The organism is Clostridium fallax (genome assembly GCF_900129365.1).
GTDB lineage: Bacteria > Bacillota > Clostridia > Clostridiales > Clostridiaceae > Clostridium_AH > Clostridium_AH fallax.
In genome coordinates, this window is the sequence record NZ_FQVM01000037.1 from 1 (window position 1) to 17,831 (window position 17,831).

At 23.8% G+C, this 17,831-nt stretch carries 18 protein-coding genes, 1 pseudogene and 1 riboswitch; of the genes and pseudogenes, 5 read left to right on the plus strand and 14 right to left on the minus strand.

Features of this window, described 5'->3' with window-relative positions; genetic code table 11:
* From BUA70_RS12075 to BUA70_RS12085, 3 genes and pseudogenes are all read right to left on the minus strand, one after another.
* Nucleotides 1–442 (minus strand): annotated as a pseudogene (locus tag BUA70_RS12075) (hypothetical protein); the annotation flags it as partial.
* 108 nt (nucleotides 443–550) lie between these two features.
* Nucleotides 551–1,789 (minus strand): sensor histidine kinase, encoded by a 1,239-nt coding sequence (locus BUA70_RS12080; RefSeq protein WP_072897632.1) that lies wholly within the window; start codon nucleotides 1,787–1,789, stop codon nucleotides 551–553.
* 30 nt (nucleotides 1,790–1,819) lie between these two features.
* On the minus strand, nucleotides 1,820–2,524 hold the full coding sequence (locus BUA70_RS12085) for a response regulator transcription factor (protein ID WP_072897633.1): 705 nt from the start codon (nucleotides 2,522–2,524) through the stop codon (nucleotides 1,820–1,822).
* A gap of 202 nt (nucleotides 2,525–2,726) precedes the next feature.
* On the opposite strand from BUA70_RS12085, the gene plsY reads away from it, so the two are divergent.
* Nucleotides 2,727–3,329, plus strand: coding sequence for a glycerol-3-phosphate 1-O-acyltransferase PlsY (gene plsY / locus BUA70_RS12090; RefSeq protein ID WP_072897636.1), 603 nt, complete (start codon nucleotides 2,727–2,729; stop codon nucleotides 3,327–3,329).
* A gap of 81 nt (nucleotides 3,330–3,410) precedes the next feature.
* Here the strand turns inward: plsY and BUA70_RS12095 are convergent, their stop codons facing one another.
* From BUA70_RS12095 to BUA70_RS13325, 3 genes are all read right to left on the minus strand, one after another.
* The gene (locus tag BUA70_RS12095; RefSeq protein ID WP_072897637.1) at nucleotides 3,411–5,972 is read right to left on the minus strand and encodes an ABC transporter permease; all 2,562 of its coding nucleotides are present in this window, start codon (nucleotides 5,970–5,972) and stop codon (nucleotides 3,411–3,413) included.
* Entirely contained in the window at nucleotides 5,965–6,651 is a 687-nt protein-coding gene (locus BUA70_RS12100) for an ABC transporter ATP-binding protein (RefSeq protein ID WP_072897638.1), read from the minus strand. The genes BUA70_RS12095 and BUA70_RS12100 overlap by 8 nt, the downstream gene beginning before the upstream one ends.
* Nucleotides 6,652–6,836: 185 nt before the next feature.
* Nucleotides 6,837–6,968, minus strand: coding sequence for a hypothetical protein (locus BUA70_RS13325; RefSeq protein ID WP_280164086.1), 132 nt, complete (start codon nucleotides 6,966–6,968; stop codon nucleotides 6,837–6,839).
* A 536-nt stretch (nucleotides 6,969–7,504) separates the two neighbouring features.
* Here BUA70_RS13325 and BUA70_RS13330 point away from each other — a divergent pair.
* Both BUA70_RS13330 and BUA70_RS13335 read left to right on the plus strand, forming a co-directional pair.
* Complete coding sequence (locus BUA70_RS13330; protein ID WP_072897639.1) at nucleotides 7,505–8,395, plus strand: peptidoglycan binding domain-containing protein; 891 nt, start codon at nucleotides 7,505–7,507, stop codon at nucleotides 8,393–8,395.
* 20 nt (nucleotides 8,396–8,415) lie between these two features.
* Nucleotides 8,416–8,790: a VanW family protein gene (locus BUA70_RS13335; protein WP_278337209.1), complete on the plus strand. Its 375-nt coding sequence runs from the start codon at nucleotides 8,416–8,418 to the stop codon at nucleotides 8,788–8,790.
* Nucleotides 8,791–8,882: 92 nt separating this feature from the next.
* Here the strand turns inward: BUA70_RS13335 and BUA70_RS12115 are convergent, their stop codons facing one another.
* From BUA70_RS12115 to BUA70_RS12135, 5 genes are all read right to left on the minus strand, one after another.
* Nucleotides 8,883–9,602: a sulfite exporter TauE/SafE family protein gene (locus tag BUA70_RS12115; protein WP_072897645.1), complete on the minus strand. Its 720-nt coding sequence runs from the start codon at nucleotides 9,600–9,602 to the stop codon at nucleotides 8,883–8,885.
* Between the two features lie 304 nt (nucleotides 9,603–9,906).
* On the minus strand, nucleotides 9,907–11,241 hold the full coding sequence (locus tag BUA70_RS12120) for a PTS galactitol transporter subunit IIC (RefSeq protein ID WP_072897647.1): 1,335 nt from the start codon (nucleotides 11,239–11,241) through the stop codon (nucleotides 9,907–9,909).
* Between the two features lie 29 nt (nucleotides 11,242–11,270).
* A complete protein-coding gene (locus tag BUA70_RS12125) occupies nucleotides 11,271–11,555 on the minus strand; it encodes a PTS sugar transporter subunit IIB (protein WP_072897649.1) in 285 nt (94 codons plus the stop codon).
* Complete coding sequence (locus tag BUA70_RS12130) at nucleotides 11,552–11,995, minus strand: PTS sugar transporter subunit IIA (protein WP_072897653.1); 444 nt, start codon at nucleotides 11,993–11,995, stop codon at nucleotides 11,552–11,554. The genes BUA70_RS12125 and BUA70_RS12130 overlap by 4 nt, the downstream gene beginning before the upstream one ends.
* Nucleotides 11,996–12,037: 42 nt before the next feature.
* Complete coding sequence (locus tag BUA70_RS12135; protein WP_072897655.1) at nucleotides 12,038–13,972, minus strand: BglG family transcription antiterminator; 1,935 nt, start codon at nucleotides 13,970–13,972, stop codon at nucleotides 12,038–12,040.
* Between the two features lie 400 nt (nucleotides 13,973–14,372).
* Nucleotides 14,373–14,472, plus strand: a riboswitch (THF riboswitch).
* A gap of 66 nt (nucleotides 14,473–14,538) precedes the next feature.
* Here BUA70_RS12135 and BUA70_RS12140 point away from each other — a divergent pair.
* Together BUA70_RS12140 and BUA70_RS12145 are read left to right on the plus strand one after the other, a co-directional pair.
* Nucleotides 14,539–15,051, plus strand: a complete 513-nt coding sequence (locus BUA70_RS12140) for a folate family ECF transporter S component (RefSeq protein ID WP_072897657.1) — start codon at nucleotides 14,539–14,541, stop codon at nucleotides 15,049–15,051.
* A 78-nt stretch (nucleotides 15,052–15,129) separates the two neighbouring features.
* Complete coding sequence (locus BUA70_RS12145; protein WP_242977307.1) at nucleotides 15,130–15,393, plus strand: hypothetical protein; 264 nt, start codon at nucleotides 15,130–15,132, stop codon at nucleotides 15,391–15,393.
* Nucleotides 15,394–15,493: 100 nt separating this feature from the next.
* On the opposite strand, the gene BUA70_RS12150 is transcribed toward BUA70_RS12145, so the two are convergent.
* From BUA70_RS12150 to BUA70_RS12160, 3 genes are all read right to left on the minus strand, one after another.
* Nucleotides 15,494–15,850, minus strand: coding sequence for a C-GCAxxG-C-C family (seleno)protein (locus tag BUA70_RS12150; RefSeq protein ID WP_072897659.1), 357 nt, complete (start codon nucleotides 15,848–15,850; stop codon nucleotides 15,494–15,496).
* Nucleotides 15,851–15,960: 110 nt separating this feature from the next.
* The gene (locus BUA70_RS12155) at nucleotides 15,961–16,467 is read right to left on the minus strand and encodes a GNAT family N-acetyltransferase (protein WP_072897661.1); all 507 of its coding nucleotides are present in this window, start codon (nucleotides 16,465–16,467) and stop codon (nucleotides 15,961–15,963) included.
* A gap of 376 nt (nucleotides 16,468–16,843) precedes the next feature.
* A complete protein-coding gene (locus tag BUA70_RS12160) occupies nucleotides 16,844–17,797 on the minus strand; it encodes a DMT family transporter (RefSeq protein ID WP_072897663.1) in 954 nt (317 codons plus the stop codon).
* Nucleotides 17,798–17,831 lie beyond the last annotated feature (34 nt).

The following is a 17,831-nucleotide window of genomic DNA, read 5'->3' on the forward strand; positions in this document are numbered from 1 at the left end:
CATCTAATATATTTTTTAAACTTGATAAATCAATTTTATGTACATCTAATTCATAATTATAACTTTTAAATTTTTCTTCTAAAGTTTTAAAATCATTTTCATTATAATTTTTATCCAATATGGCATTTTTTCTTAAAGCCTGTACCTTATTATCACCATGAATTATTAATTGTAAAATTTTTATTCCTAATTCGCTATAAAATACACCTATAAGCATATTTATCTTTTCAATCATATGAGACTTTTCTCTTCTTTCTAAAAACTTCTCAATTACTACACTTGTAAAAAATACTTCCATTGGTATAAAAGCTATATCTGCAAATAAAAATATTAATGTATGATGCAAATCTTTAAAGATTAAAAAATGTAGATAATGTAAAAATATAGATAATCCAACTAATATTATTCCTATAATAATAATATCCTTATTTCTTTTTTTCATAGTTTCTTCCTTTCCATTATTATTCTTGAGATTAAATCTAACAATTATTACCTAGTAATAATTACAAATTACTATATTATATCATATAAATTTATATAATTATATAATTTATATCACTGTTTTTAAAAATGTTATATTAAATTTAGTTCCCTTTTTAATTTCGCTTTCTACATTTATAGAACCATTTTGAGATTCTATTATTCTTTTACTTAATGAAAGGCCTATCCCTATACTAGTTGGATTCGTAGAGTTTTCTCCTTTATAGAATCTTTTGAAAATCTTAGGTATTAAATTTTTAGGTATACCTTCACCATTATCTTCTATAGAAATAAATATAGCTAATGGAGTTTCATAAATCTTTATATTTATATAACCTCCATTTTTTGTATGTTCAATACTATTTTTTATTATGTTTGTTAAAGCCTCTGCAGTCCAATTTAAGTCATGATTAAATCTTATTTTTTCATCTAATTTTAAATTTATAGATATATTTTTTTCTCTTGCTTTTTCCTTTATTGGACTTATAGATTTCATTATAGTTATGTATATTGGATTACTTTTTATATCAAATTTTATAACTTTTGCTTCTAATCTACTAAGTTTTAGCAAACTTATTATTAGCCATTCCATTCTTTTTAACTGCTCTTCACTTAAATTTAAAAAATAGTTTTTATCTTCTAAAGACATATCTTTATTTTTCATAAGATCATTAAACATGATTAGAGATGCTAAGGGGGTTTTTAACTGATGAGAAATATCTGAAATGATATTTTTTAAAAATAATTTTTCTTCTTTTAATTTTTTTACAGAGTTATTCAATCTATTAATCATTAAGTTAAATTTGTTAGAAAAAATATATAGTTCACCTTCATCATATTCTTCTTTAATCAAATTAAAATTTCCCTCTACAACCTCTTCTGCAACTATAGTAAATTCTTCTATTTTCTTATAAAACTTAATATAGCCTTTAATTGCAAATATAATAGCCATTATTAAAAATAAAATTATCACTAGCATAATTATTATAGTAAATTTATAAAAAAAATTTAATATACTAGGATTTTCTTTCAATGTTAATTTATCATAAGAATATTTACTAAGAATCTCCTTACCTAAATTATAATTTTCTTGATTTTTAGATGTAATACCCTTAATAACTTCATCTTCTAAATCAGGATTTTTAGATAAAATATTACCTGCTATTATAATATTTTGTTTTATGTAAATTTTATTTAATTTTTCTCCTTCTATATAACATATAAATGAAATGCAAATACTACTTAATATAAAAATAACTAAAAATTTAATGCTTAAATATTTTAATTCTAAATTTCTAAAATATTTCATAAAAAACTCCTCTATAATTTTAAAGCTTATTTATTTTTCTAATATTTCTTCTGCCCATCTATATCCTATTCCCCTTATTGTTTCTATATATTTAGGCTTTTTACTATTATCCTCTATTTTTTCTCTTAATCTTTTTATGTAAACATTTAAAGTATTACTATCAATAAAATCACCGTCAATATCCCATAGCTTTTCTAAAATAATGTCTCTTGATAACGCATTGTTTTTGCTTTTTAAAAATATTAAAATCAATTTATATTCTACTGGAGTAAGCATTATATCTTTATCTCTTTTTCTAAAATTAGCTTTAAGAGGATTTAATATAATATCTCCTGATACAAAAACCTTTTCCTTATTACTTTCTAATTTTTTTTCTACGTTATTTCTTCTAATAACTGCATTAATTCTTGATAAAAGTTCTTTTATCCTAATAGGCTTTGTTATATAGTCATCTGCCCCTATATCTAATCCTAAAACTACATTAGCCTCTTCATCACAGGCAGTTATAAAAATTATAGGAATATTATTTTTAGAGTCCCTAATCTCCCTACAAAAATCATATCCATTCCCATCTGGTAGCATAACATCTAAAAGAATCAAATCAATATTTTCTTTTAAGCTATCTCTACCTTCTTTTAAATTATTTTTCTTTATAACATCATAATTTTCTTGTTTTAAAGTATATTCAATTCCTATTGATAAGGCTAAATCATCTTCTATTAATAATATTCTCATCTTTAAACACCTCTACCTTTTACAAATTAGTTAAATTATATCATATTTTATATTTATCATTCTTAAATAAGCTTTTATCTATATATTTAGTAAAATCAATAGCTTTTTTTTATAACTTTTAAATATTAAAATATGATATTATATTTTTATGTAAAGTCAAATTTAAAGAATTTTACATAAAAATATTTTTAAGGTGGGTTTAATGAATAATTTAATAATCATAATAACTATAATAGTGTCATTTTTACTTGGCTCTATACCTGTAGGTTATATAATTTCTAATAAATTATATGGTATAGACATAACAAAAAAAGGTAGTGGAAATATAGGTTCTACAAATGTAGGTAGGATTTTAGGAAAAAAAGCTTCCATTTACACTCAAATAGCAGATATTTCAAAAGGATTAATTCCTGTAATCTTAGGATTACTAATATTTAACTTTATAAATATTTCTATTTCTAAGGATTTATTTCTTTCTATTATAGCTTTAGCTGCAATTTTAGGACATGATTATACTCCTTTTCTTAACTTCAATGGTGGAAAAGGAGTAAATACTACTCTTGGAGCTTTTGCACTAATTGCTACTATACCAGTAATAATTGCTGTTGCTATGCACTTTTTACTTCGTTTAATAACACCTATAGTTTCTATTAGATCAATAGTTCTTGGTTTAACTATACCAATTGTGTGTGCTTTTATGAATTTTCCTATTTCAATAATAGTTTCTGCTTCATTAGCAGCTATATTAATAGTTATAAGACATAAATCTAATATAATAAAACTTATTAATAAAGAAGAAAATTAGTTTTTATAAAAAATCCTATTTAGATATTTTTCTAAATAGGATTTATTCTTTATAAAAATATAATAATGTTTTAATTTATTATTATTCTTCTGCTCTAATATTTTCAACTATACTGATTTTTTTTAATTTATGTAACGGCATTAATGATGCTAAAAGAGTTAATATTAAAATTGATACTATACCTATTATAAATACATCTATTGGAACTTTATATCCATTTTCAACAATAATTTGAGAATTTCTTATCATCAAAGTAAATAATCCAAAGGATATAAGACTACCTATTATACTTACTATAACTCCATATAAAACACCTTCTAAAATTATCATTTTACTTAACTGTCTTTTTGTCATTCCTATGGCACTTAAAGTTGCAAATTCACTTTTTCTAAGTAATAATCCCATAGTTATAGTATTTATTATATTAACTATTGCAATAGTAGAAACTATTGTAATAAATCCATAAATAAAAGTTGAAATTATAGTATTAGATGAAGATAATAATTTATTCATTTGTTCCGTACTCATATACATACAATCATTATCTTCTGCTAATTTTTCAATTTCTTCATTATTAATATCTGCGTTTTTCTTAAAAGTCATAGATACAGATTTTAAATTCTCATCACTTAAATTTTCTCTTAAAAATTCTTTAGAGAATATTAAGTTTATTCTATTAGTTTTTCTATTATTCTCTATAGGATTTCTATCAACTATTGCTATGATTTTTGCGTTTATAAAATCACCATTTTCAATAGCTTTTTTACAAGCATTATCAAAATCTTCTTTACTAATTTTATTTTTTTGTAAATCACTTGGAAGATTTTTAGGTATCTTGGGAATATTAATAATGTCTCCTACCTTATAATTAGTAAATCTTCCTATAGAATATTTTCCATTCTTTTTAAAAGCATTTGTATCTTTTAAAATTACTCCACCTTTTTCTAATTCATTTTTATCTATAGTATTCTTAGAATATTTATTTAATATATCTATAGAATTGTTATCATATCCACTAATAGCTCCATAATTAAATTCTATATAATCTTCCTCATTTATTTTATTATCTTTAATAGTGTCCTTAGCTTTTTCATTTAAATACTCTTCATTGATTTTAGATTTTTCAATAAATAAAGGATTTATAGTACTTATAGGTGTATAGAGTTTTTCTATATCCTTATTTTCTTTTAAGTTATTTAAAATATTATCATTTATATTTCCTTTTTGATTCATTATTGAAGCTTCAAAGGGATATTCTTCATATATTTGATTTAAAATTGACTTTTGAGTTTTCATTGCTGCTGTAAATGTTACAAACATTATAAAAGAAATACTTAATGAAAAAATTGTTATTATAAATCTTTTGTTATTTCTTCTTATATTTTTGTAAGCAATTTCTCCTTCTACTCCGAAAAGTAATTTTACAAGTCTACCTTTTCTTCTTTTTAATTTTTCGTTTTTATATACTTTAGAATTTTTTATTGCCTCTATAGGAGATATTTTTGATGCTTTTTTTGCTGGAAAAATTACTGATAAAAATACAGTAATAAAAGATAATAATGATGATATTAATATAATCTCTGGATAAAATTTAATATTAAAAAGTGAACCATTAATTACTCCTATTTCCGTATTTTTTATAAAAATATCTACAACTATGTACAATCCTAAATATCCTAAAATTACTCCTAAAGGTATTGAAATAATGCACATTATAAATGCTTCTTTAAAAACTAATTTTTTAATTTTAAAAGGAGATGCTCCTATACTTCTAAGAATTCCAAAATGTTTAATTCTCTCTGCAACAGAAATATTAAATGAATTATATATAACAGCTATAGTACATAAAATTATTATAGGTATTACTATAGCAATCATCTTTTTTAACATATTATTTATATTTTCATCTCCATCTTGCATCATAACTCTTAAAAGTTTTTCATTAAACTCTGTCTGATTTTCTTTTAGGCCTAAATTTTTACCTATTTCTTTTCCTTCTTCTCTTATATTTTTCTTATTTTTAAGATTTAAATAAATATTACATTTATTATTTTTTAAATCATCATCCTTTATTAAAGTGGCTCCAGAAAAACTTTCTGAAACTTCTACTCTAGGTTCAAAAAATCCTACAATTTTAAAGTTTCTTTCTTCATCATTTATCTTTAATTTAATATTATCTCCTAATCCTTTATTTAATTTTTTTTCTAAACGGTTTTCTAAAATTATCTCCCCTTTTTCTTTAGGTAATTCTCCCTTAAACATTTCATTATGTAATTTTTCTTTTGATAATATATTTTTTATATTATTAAACATATTGCTATCATAATTATCTATTTTTATATAAAAGTTCTTATTTTCATAATTATAATTTATATCATATGAATTTATTGAAACTCCATAATCCTTTACTTTTAAATTATTTTCTATTTTCTTTAAGTTTTCACTATTAATATTTTTATAAACCACTTCATAATTTCCAGATTTATTTCTTTCTATTTTTATAATATTATCTTTAAAACTATAAAAAAATGTTCCTATAGCTGAAAAGAGAGATACTGCTAAAACTATTCCTATAATTGTTAGTACTGTTCTTTTTTTATTGTTTTTTAAGTACTTCCAAGTGATTTGGCTATAATTATTCATTTCTTATCACCTCGTCACTTTTAATTTTTCCATCCTCTATTGTTATTACCCTATTTGCCATATTCGCTATAGTTAAATCATGAGTTATAATTATTAATGTTTGATTATATCTTCTAGAAGAATATCTTAAAAGCTCTATTATTTCCCTTGAATTTTTAGAATCTAAATTTCCTGTAGGTTCATCTGCAAGTAAAATAGAAGGTTTATTAGCTAAGGCTCTACCTATAGACACTCTTTGTTGTTGTCCTCCTGATAATTGAGAAGGAAGATGATTTTTTCTTTCCTTAATTCCTAATAAATCTAAAAGCTCATTTATATAATTTTTATCTGGTTTTTTATTATCTAAAAGAATTGGCATTTCAATATTTTCTTCTGCTGTTAGTACCGGTAATAAGTTATAAAATTGAAAAATGAATCCTATTTTTCTTCTTCTTAAAATAGAAAGTTCTCTTTCCTTTAAAGTATACATATCTACTCCTTCTAAAGATATACTTCCTGATGTTGGAATATCTACTCCACCAAGCAAATGTAATAATGTGCTCTTTCCTGAACCAGATGGTCCAACTACTGCAATAAATTCTCCCTCATTTATAGTTAAATTAACTTTTTTTAAAGCATCAACCTTTGTTTCCCCTTTACCATAACTTTTACAAAGATTTGTAATCTTCATTAATTCCATTGTTAGATCCCCCTATTTCTAATTTTCTTTACAGTTTATATTTTAAATTTATAAAATTACAAATAGGTGAATTTAATTATTACAATATTGTAATAATTAAAATAAGGTTTTGTTCTCTTTAAATTAAAGAGAACAAAACCTTATTTTATAGTTTCTAATTAAAACCTTTTCATATACTATTTTACTTAATCATAAATTTCTGTATCTTTTTTAATAAATGCATCTGGATAATTTATTCCAAGCTCTTTACATGCATCCTCAAAACTGCATCCATTCTCATCCATATATTTAGCAACATATGAATCAAGACCAGGCATATTATCATAAAAATCCATATCTTACACCCCCATTTTCATATACCAAATAGTCTTTAATCAATAAATATTTATTCATTATCTTTTTAAAATATTATATAAATAATATTTATTGAATTTCCCATAAATCTTCTCTCTTAAATTATAATGCTAATATAATTAATAATCAAAGTATTTTTCAAAATTTTCTATTTATTCTTAATAGTAAAATTTTATAGATTATTTCTTTTTTATGATGAATTTTTTTAAATAAAAATTAATATATTCATTTATTTATTGTATTTTACATAATACTTAATTATACTAAGAATTGTCGTAAAAATTCAAATAAACTTTTATAACCAAATATAATAAAATTTGTATAGCAATAAATTTTTATATAAATTTATGTTGTTTTATCATATAGCATTTATAAGGTCAATATAAGATTTTATATTATATCATATATTAATATAATATAAAATCTTATATTGTTGTTATTTTTTAACTATATTTTGTTATTTTAGTATATAATTATACATGAAAAGGAGGAGTAAAATTTGAGACGAAGGGATAGAACTAAAAAGCTTACTATAGGTACTAAGTTAGGAATAGCCACAGCAATAATAGCCGGAATTATACTTACTATATTTATAACCTATGTAATGACAATAAAAAATAAAGTTGAACAATGGAATAATAAAATGTATCCTGGCGTAATTGTTAATGACATAAACCTTTCAGGAAAAACTAAAGAAGAAGCAACTGAATTATTAAATACAAATTTTTCAAATATAATTACAGATAAAAATTTAATTGTTAAATCTAATGGTGAAGAAATTAAAATAAATTATAATGAATTAAACCCTCATTATAATATAGATGAAGTCGTTAATGAAGCTTTTAATTACGGTAAATCTGAAAATTTATTTGCTAAGAATGATTTAATAAATCAAGGAGCTCCCAAAAGATATACTCTTCAATTTACTTATAATGAGGATAAGATTAAAGAATATGAAAATCAGTTAGCATCTAAGGTAAATAGAAATCCTAAAAATGCTAGCATTTCCATAAATAACGGTTCAATATCAATAAAAAATGATGCTTATGGTATAAAAATAAACGAAGATGAAATGACAAAATTAATAAAAGCAAATATAAATGGAAATTTAGAAAAAGAAGATACGACAATTGAAATTCCAACTGAAGAAGTTGCTCCAAAAGTAACAAAAGATATGCTTACAAAAATAGATGGAATTATATCAACTTTTACATCTAGTTTTGCTCACAATTCTCAACCAGGTAGAGATAAAAATTTATATGCTGCTACTAAATATGTAAATGGTACTCTTATATTACCTGGTGAAGTTTTTAGTTATAATGAAACTGTAGGTGAAAGAACAAAAGCAAGAGGATTTGATTATGGTGGAATTAGATTGGAGATAAGATAGAAGACGGGCTTGGAGGAGGAATATGTCAAGTATCTACTGCCTTATATAGAGCTGTTATGAGAGCTGGTATAAAATCAGTAGAAAGACATAACCATTCTATGCAAACTAGCTATTCTCCACTAGGATTAGATGCCACTGTTGCTTGGGGATCCTTAGATTATAAATTTAAAAACACTTATGATTTTCCAATTTATATAGAAGGATACATAACTAAAGATAAAAATATTGTATTTAATGTTTATGGCAATAAAGAGGCTATGGGTGGAAAAACTTACGAACTTTATGCACAAGCTAATCCAAATAACAGTAAAGAAATTCGCTCTTATTTAATAACTTATCAAAATGGCATAGAAATTAAAAGAGAAAATATAGCAACTGATGTATATAAAAAATAATCCATAATAAAAGAGTTGTCCAAAATTCGGACAACTCTTTTATTATATTACAAATATAAAATACTAATATTATAATCATAAAATATTTTTTGTTAAAAAATAGCAAATACCTGTTTTATTATTATAAATATCAATACACAATTAAATAGTATATTACATAATTTTTCACTAGCCTTTTTATTAAAATATGTACCTAATGCAGATCCTATTATAGCTGCTGGAATCATATATAGTGATAAAGTTAAATCTTTATTTCCACTAATCATATAATTTAAAACTGCATTACCAGTAGCAATTAAAGTTAAATATATTGCAGTAGCTCCTGCATTTTTTTGTGTTGCACCATATAATAATAGTAAAGCAGGCACAGTTATAGGCCCTCCTCCTATTCCAAAAAGTCCTGAAACAATTCCTATAAATAATCCAATAAAAGGCTTAGTTATATTATTTAAATTTATTTTAGGAACTCTTTTTTTGAAAAATAATATTATAATTAAAGATATCATAAGTACAATAAATATAATATTAAATGTCTTTGGAGAAACCAATTTATTTATATGAACTCCTATTGCCGCCCCTGGTATTACTCCTATTCCAAATAATATAGCTGTTTTTAAATCCCCTTGTTTTCTTCTAATATAAATTATAGTTGTTAATATAGACATTATAAAAACAGTTAAAGCGGAATTAACTGCTGCATTACTTTTCTCAATACCTAAACTTAAAAGCAAAGGAATTATAATTATTCCTCCACCTACGCCAATAAAACTCCCTATTATACAAGCAATTAAAGCTATAAAAAAATAAATCATTTTTTACACCTTCTTTATTAAATAAAACATTAAAAAACTCTATTATTTACTAATTAAAAATATAGTTAGTATATATTTAATATAATTTTAAAAATAAATTTTTATGTAAAACACTATAATTCAAATTTATTATAACTCTTTAATAAATTTAAAAATAACAAGTTTTTGTAAACTAATTTACACATTGTCTGTTTTTAAAGATAAAAAAAGTATGAAATTATAGTTTTAACTATTAATTTCATACCTTCTTCATATAACAGTTTTATATTTTTAATTTTTCAATTTATATTTAATTATAAGTTTATTATTCATTATCTGATTCCATTATTTTCTTTCTATTCCAAAGCATAAGTAATAGTGTGAATACAGTTAGTACTATTATTCCTACCCATTTAAGTTCTGCCATTTTTACGATTAGCCAAGGTAGAGGACTTGAACCATAATCCATACTAGAAATTAATCCTGTTCCATTTGGTATTGCAAAATTTGCAGCTGCAGCTGCTTTTGTAAATAATGGAGCTAAGTTTGTTCCTATTAATAATCCTATTGCTACTGTTATTACTCCAATTACAAAGGTTCTAAAAAAGTCTCCTTTAGCAATTGGTACTATTAAAACAAACATAAATGGTAATCCTGCTAAACTAGCGAATGGTAAAAATTGATTTCCTGGTATTATAAGTGCTAGTATTAAAGTTACTGGAATTAATACTAATGAAACTGCTAAAGTTACTGGATTACCAACTCCTACTGCTGAATCTAAACCTATGTATAATTTCCCTTTTCCTTGGAACTTACGTTGAATAAGTTCTTGAACTGCTTCTGATACTACCATTAGTCCTTCCATTAAAATAGCTGCCATTTTTGGAGTTAAAACTAATACTGCTCCCATTACTACAGCTAAATTTAATGTTTGTTTTACATCATATTTTGCTAATAATCCTAATATAACTCCTATTGAAGTTCCAAGAATAGCAGGATCTCCAAAAACTCCAAACTTCTTTTGTATATCATTTGCATCTAATTTAATCTTATTTATTCCAGGTATTCTATCTAATATCCAATTTACTACATAAGCAATAGGAACATAAGATCCTGTAAAGCCATGTGGTATTGATATGCCTGGAAGTCCTAAGAATTTTTCTACTAAAGGTGCAGTTCTATCTGCTATAATCATTATTATTATCATATTTATTGCTGCTAAAAGTAAACTTATAAATATGTTGTTAGTTAGCATATAAACTAATGATCCTGTAAATGCAAAGTGCCAAAAATTCCATATATCAACATTTACAGTTCTTGTTGTTCTAGTTAATAACATTACTATGTTAACTAAAAGGCATAGTGGAATAATAAGTATTCCAACTGTTGAACCAAATGCAATAGCTGAAGCTGCTGGCCAACCTACATCTAATACATTTAAATGTAGTCCAAAATTCTCAACCATTCTTTCTGCTGCTGGCCCTAAATTATCTGTTAAAAGATTTATAATTGTACTTAAGCCTATGAAACCTATTCCAACTAATAAGCCAGACCTTATAGCTTTACCAAACTTAACCCTTAAGCATAAAGCAAACACAGTAAATATAATAGGCATCATTACTGCTGGACCTAAATCAACTAAATATTGTAAAACTGACATTTCCCCTTTACCCCCAATATTTTTAAATTTTATAAATCAAGTTTTTCTATTATATCCTCCATAACTTTATCTATACCCATTCCTGTTATAAATGGTAATCCTGAAATTACTGGTATTCCAAAATCCTGTGAAGTTGAGGCAGTAGTTACTATTAAATTATGTCCTTCTACTCTCATTGGAATTTCTGCTACTGTACATTGAGTAAATTGCACTTTACTTAATAATCCTTTTTCCTCTAATTTTGTTTTAATCTTTTGAATTGCTATTGTTGAAGTTGCTATTCCAGCTCCACATGCTACTATTATTTTTTTCATTTTAATTCCTCCTCTAAAATGTTTATTATTTCTTCTTTATCTTTTTTGTATAATTTATTTATTAAGTCCTGGTCTGTAAATAATCCCATTAACTTTTGTAATAGCGGTACTTGCTTTTCTTTATCTGTTACAAGAAGTACAAATGCCATTCCTACAGCTACGTTATTATCTCCTCCCATTTCCTTAAATTCAATATTCTTATTAAATCTTACAAATACTATTTTAGGTTTATTTATATGACAACTATCAGTATGTGGTATTGCTACACCAACAGGCTCTATTGGAAGTCCAGTTGGAAAATTCTTTTCTCTATTTTTAATAGCTTCTTTAAAACTATCTTTTACATATCCTCTTTCATATAAAATTTTTGAAATATTATCAAAAAAATCATTAGAATCTTTTGCTTGAAAGTTTAAAAAAACTAAATCTTTATCAATCATAATTTGTTCCTCCTAAGCATTCAAGTGATAAAAGATTTAACTTTAATAGTTCTTGCAAAGATTACTTAAATCTTTGCTTTCTATAATATTTAAAACTTTTTCCTCACTATCTAGATTTCTATAAAGTTCTGCAAATAATTCTTCATTTTTATTTACTTGTCCCTTTTTTAAACATAACATAAATATTAATTGAACCTTACCGTATTGCCATTCTATAGGTTCATTTAAAATAGCTACTCCAATAGCTTCTTTATAAACCTCACCTTTGATTCCATGAGGTATTGCTACAAAGTTACCAATTTCTGTAGTTCCCATATCTTCTCTTTCTATAAAAGAATTTTTCATATTCTCATCAATATATCCTAAATTAAGCATTTGAGAAGACATATACTCTATAGCTTCCTTTTTATTTTTAAAACTTAAATCTTTAAAGAATATCTCTTCTTTAAACAAGTTAGATAACTTACTTATGTTATATATTTTGCTTCTTATAAATCTATTTATTTTATTGCAATCATCATCAAGCAAAATAGGTGATACTTGTATTACTGGAATATCATAAGTCTTTAATGGTATTGTGGTTATTATAAAATCATATTTAGATAAATCTATAGATTTTAATTTAAAAGCTGGATAAAATCCTACGATTTCTAATACATCACTAAATTTACTTTCTAATTTAGCTTTTACTAATATAGATGTTCCTACACCAGTTGCACAAACTACAATAGTTTTATATTTTTTAACTTTATTTTCAACTCTTAATCTTTCAATAGCTCCACCAAAATGCAATGCTATAAAACCAACTTCATTTTCATTTATTTCTTTTTCATAAAACTTATTTAAAGATTTTGCAAAATAGGTAGCTATTTCAAAAGCAAATGGATAATTTTTCTTTATATCCTCAAGCATAAAATTTTTAATATTCATACCATAATTAATTCTATTAAAGGCACTTCTTAAGTGAGTAAATAATCCCTTAGATAAAATATCATCACTATTAAAATCTATACCAGTATAGCTATAAATATCTTCGTTACACATTCTTATCCAGTCTATAATTTTTCTATCTTCTCTAGACTGTATAAAATCTTTATCTATGTACAATCTTTTTTGAGCTACTAAATGCTGATAAAGATAAATAACTTCACTTTTTGGAAATTTTATATGAAAATTATTTTCTATACAATTTTTAAGAAATTCTGCAGCCTTATGTTCATTTTCTTTGAAATTAATTGGTTCAGCATCATAACTAACAATTTTATTATTTTTTATTCTATATAATGTTATTAAAATATGGGTACATAAATTGTTAAATCCTAAGTCAGTAATATTTATATTAAATTTTTCTAAAGTTTCTAAAACATTACTAGCAACCAAAGGAAAATAATCGTTATAATCACCTAATAGTCCTTTTATTTCATTATTTACATCTTTACTATTTTTTCTTACAAAGTAATCAGAAATAAATGATCTTATTTTTCTTTCATCTCCAATTATCTTTATTCCACTATTACCATTTCTAGATATTTCTAAATCATAATCTTTTAAAATATCTTTAACTTCTTTAATATCATTTTTTATAGTAGATGTACTTACATAAAGTTTATCTGCAAGTTCTTCTATTTTTATACTGCCTTTCCCATAACAAACACTTATAAGAGCTAGTGTACTTATTATAGTTTTTATTCTTAAATCTTTTTCTTCCATTAAAGCTTCTTTTTTGTTTAAAAACTTTTCAAGAGATAAGTATAAATTGAAATCTTCCTTTTCAAATTTATAACCTACTCCTCTAGATGAAATAATATTACATTTATAATTTTTAATAAATGAATTTATAGCTGGTATTTCCTTTTGTAAAGTTTTTCTTGATATTTCTACAGATTTTGCAAGTTTGTCTCCTGTTATACTATCATCGCTATTTATTAATATCTTTAATATTTTTTCTTGTCTAATGTTTAAAAAATCGTAAATCATCTTATCACCATCTTTATTATAATTGGAAAGCTATATATATACGAGCCAAAAAATTACTCTTACTTAGGGTATAAAAATACACTACTTTCTCTTTTTTATAAAATTTATTTTTTATGTTTTTATTATATTATTTAATATTTCATAAATAATATTAGATTTATACTTATTTATAGTTAATAAAAAAACTATATTTATAATAACTTTATAATAATTAAACAACTTTTTACAAAAGATATTTTTCATATCTTAATTTTCTTAATATAAAACTTAAAATATTTGAATTACGTATTTTTACAATTAAGTAAATGTTTGTTAACTACATAATTTTTTAATACTAATTTCTTTAAAAATATCTTGTTAGTAATAAAGAAATAAACTATAATATTATTAATTAGCAAAAGGCAGAGTAGATTATTACGCGTTAAGTGTCAGATGGACGGGAAGTTGCCACTGAACGAAAAATCAAAAGATTTGCGGTGTAATTTTCGCATTCCGCTGCCACTGGGAAGAGCATACCTCTTCACGTGGCAAATTTTGCCATCGTAGAAGAAAGGAGGTGCTTTTTTTTGAGTAAAACTAAAAAGTTTGTTCTAGCTGGATTATTTATAGCATTACAAGTGGTTTTTACTAGATTTTTTTCTATAGAAACTCCTATATTAAGAGTAGGATTTGGATTTCTCCCAGTAGCTTTAGCTTCAATAGCTCTAGGCCCGATATCCGGTGGTGTGATAGCTATGCTAGCAGATATTCTTGGTATGATTCTTTTTCCTAAAGGTACATATTTCCCTGGATTTACTCTTAGTGCATTATTAAGTGGTATAATTTACGGAATAGTTCTTTATAATAAAGAAAATTCTATACTTAGAATTGCTATTTCTGTATTATTAATCACATTTATAATAGATATGGGATTAAACACACTATGGTTATCTATAATCACAGGAAAAGGTATAATGATATTATTACCTTCTAGAATTATAAAAAGTTTAATTATGATACCAATTGAAATTTTTTGTATTAACATAGTATGGAAATATCTTTATAACTTTATGAGAATTCCATCTACAAAAAATATATAATAACTTCCTTGTACTTTTGTAAAACTTTATATAAAATTATTAAAAGTAGTAATTTTATATAATTAGGAGGAAATTATATTGAAACTTTGCGGCACAATAATAAAAAATAATAAGATCATAAAAGATAAAATTATAAATTTAAATATAGAAACTAACTATGAAAAAGCTTTAAAATTAGGTATATCTAATTTATGTAATGAATTTGATATAGAAGAACCTTATTGGCTTTCAGTGAATATATCAGAATATAATAAAAGAAATAAAACGGCTTTTACAAAAGATAATTTTATAGATTTTATTGATTTTGATAAATTTATAATTGAAATTTTAGAAGATAATTAAAGTTTAAAAAGGTAGATATGTAAAAACATATCTACCTTTTACTTACAAATACATATTTATAATACATTTTATACTTTATAATATAAAAATAATATTAAGCTTATATAATTTCATTTATTGTATTGTATGCAAACTCTATAAGTTCATTACAAGATATTTTATCTCTTTTTAATGCTCCACAATCAATAGTTCCATATTTTTCTTTAAATCTTTTTATAATTTCTTTAGCGTACTTTCTAGTATCATTAGGTTTATCTGCTGATTCTCTTCCTTCAATAGCTCCAATTACTATTAAAGCCCCTGTTACCGCTCCACAGCTTTCTGCAACACACATTCCTGAACCAAAGGGTGTTCCAATAGATACTGGAATATTAAGATTTTTCTCTTCATTAAAAATTTTTATTAAAGTTTCTGCACAGTTATAACCTTCACTTCTAATTTCTAATATTCTTGACATCTTTACTTCTCCTCCAAATTAAATCTTATTGTATAAATTTATTATATAATAAGATTCTTTAAACCTCACTAAAATATATTATTTTTTTCAATTTAATCCATAGATTTTATCTATGCTACTAACTTTAAAAAGTTTTTTAAAGTTATAGAATATTGAGTTTCAGTTAAAAGTTTTCTATCTGCTTCAAATCCTGCTTTAGTAAAGGCTCTTTTAGATCTATGATTTTTAAAATTTATTTTTGCAACAACTTCATCTACCTTCCAATTAAAGAATGCCTTTTTAAGACCTTCTAAAATTGCATTTGGACCTAATCCCATACCCCATTTTTCTTTTTCACCAATAGCAACTACCATTTCAGCAGTATTACCCTTAGGAACTAATCTTAAAAACCCTATAGGTTCATCGTTATTAAGTATAATAAAAAAGCTACTATTTTGATTAAATAGTGGAGTTAATATTGGCATATTTACTCTACTTACCACTTCTTTAATGCTGTTTCCTACACTAGATCTTTCATTTAAATATCTAGATACTTCCCTATCTTCTACCCAATTAAGAATCTTTAATGCATCAGATTTATAAATCTCTTGTCGTAATATTATATCCTTACCTTTCACTATTTTACCCCCTCTAAACAATGAAAAATCCTATTATATGCAGTAATTCTGCCTATAATAGGTTTTAAAATCTCCAAGGTCGATTATATACTAACTCATACATTATAGTAAAATGTTGTAATTTATGTAAACCTGTTCTTAAATTTGTTTATATTGATATCTAGTTATAAATCAACTCTTTTCTCACTTTTGCCAGCACCTGTTATTAAATTGCAATTTTCCAACTTTTATGAATTTTATTGAATTAATTTACTTTTTAAAACTTTTAAAGTAATATATTACATTAATTGTAATATAGAGAAATAGAAAAATAGCTTAATACAATACGAAAAGTATTATATTAAGCTATTTTTCTTCCCATTATATTATAAAACTTTTATGATAATTCTAAAGCTTTAGATTTTTGTTTTTTATGTTTAAGCATTACAAAGGAACCTAAAAGAATAAATAAAATTCCGAATATGGTGTTTAAAGGAATGCTTTCTTGCAATATTAATAATGCTAAAATTGGAGCTAAAGCAGGTTTTACAAAAAACACTAAAGATGCCATTACTACTGATGTTTGATCCATTGCTAAAAAATATAGAAGATATCCTAATCCAGTTACTACAATTCCTAAATATAAAAGAATTAAAATATTACTAGATGTTATACCTTTAAATATAGGTATATTATAAATCATTGAATTTAATTTTGTACCTACTCTAATATTAAATATAGGTAATCTTGAAAGTAACATTAATATAAGCATAATAAAATCACCAAATAAAAAAGATAAGCAGTTTATAACTATACTACCGAACTTTTCAGATTTCATTTTTACCAAAACACTATATAGAGAAAAAGTAATCGCTGCTAATATAGCTAAAATTATTCCAATTAAATCTGCTCTGTTCATTTTTATACCAAATGGATTTAAAATACATCCAATTCCTATTAAACTTATTACTATTGCTGCAATTGTACTTTTGTTTAAATTTTCTTTTAATATAAAATATGCAAATGGAATTGTAAAAATAGGGTTAGTACTAAATAGTACAGCAACTGTAGATGATTTTGTATAAACTATTGCTAATTGAAATAAAGACATACTTATCACTACGCCTAATAGTCCAGTAATTGTAAAGTATCCTAAATCTTTTTTAGTTAATTTTATATTTTTTTCTTTTATCACTTTAATAGTAGGTAAAAGTAATATTAATCCACCTATTAAAAACCTTAAAAAATTAAGCTGAAATGGATTTAATCCATTATTAGCTATTTTACCAGCTATTTCCATAGTACTAAATATAAATGTACTTAATATTATATATAAATATCCTTTTTTCATAAATGCATCCTACCTTAATTTTATAATATTTATA

What these genes read in the sequence shown, in the direction of transcription:
- BUA70_RS12080 (WP_072897632.1), bottom strand. Translation starts at nt 1,789, where the DNA reads ATGAAATATTTTAGAAATTTAGAATTAAAATATTTAAGCATTAAATTT.
- BUA70_RS12085 (WP_072897633.1), bottom strand. Translation starts at nt 2,524, where the DNA reads ATGAGAATATTATTAATAGAAGATGATTTAGCCTTATCAATAGGAATT.
- plsY (WP_072897636.1), top strand. Translation starts at nt 2,727, where the DNA reads ATGAATAATTTAATAATCATAATAACTATAATAGTGTCATTTTTACTT.
- BUA70_RS12095 (WP_072897637.1), bottom strand. Translation starts at nt 5,972, where the DNA reads ATGAATAATTATAGCCAAATCACTTGGAAGTACTTAAAAAACAATAAA.
- BUA70_RS12100 (WP_072897638.1), bottom strand. Translation starts at nt 6,651, where the DNA reads ATGGAATTAATGAAGATTACAAATCTTTGTAAAAGTTATGGTAAAGGG.
- BUA70_RS13325 (WP_280164086.1), bottom strand. Translation starts at nt 6,968, where the DNA reads ATGCCTGGTCTTGATTCATATGTTGCTAAATATATGGATGAGAATGGA.
- BUA70_RS12115 (WP_072897645.1), bottom strand. Translation starts at nt 9,602, where the DNA reads ATGATTTATTTTTTTATAGCTTTAATTGCTTGTATAATAGGGAGTTTT.
- BUA70_RS12120 (WP_072897647.1), bottom strand. Translation starts at nt 11,241, where the DNA reads ATGTCAGTTTTACAATATTTAGTTGATTTAGGTCCAGCAGTAATGATG.
- BUA70_RS12125 (WP_072897649.1), bottom strand. Translation starts at nt 11,555, where the DNA reads ATGAAAAAAATAATAGTAGCATGTGGAGCTGGAATAGCAACTTCAACA.
- BUA70_RS12130 (WP_072897653.1), bottom strand. Translation starts at nt 11,995, where the DNA reads ATGATTGATAAAGATTTAGTTTTTTTAAACTTTCAAGCAAAAGATTCT.
- BUA70_RS12135 (WP_072897655.1), bottom strand. Translation starts at nt 13,972, where the DNA reads ATGATTTACGATTTTTTAAACATTAGACAAGAAAAAATATTAAAGATA.
- BUA70_RS12150 (WP_072897659.1), bottom strand. Translation starts at nt 15,850, where the DNA reads ATGTCAAGAATATTAGAAATTAGAAGTGAAGGTTATAACTGTGCAGAA.
- BUA70_RS12160 (WP_072897663.1), bottom strand. Translation starts at nt 17,797, where the DNA reads ATGAAAAAAGGATATTTATATATAATATTAAGTACATTTATATTTAGT.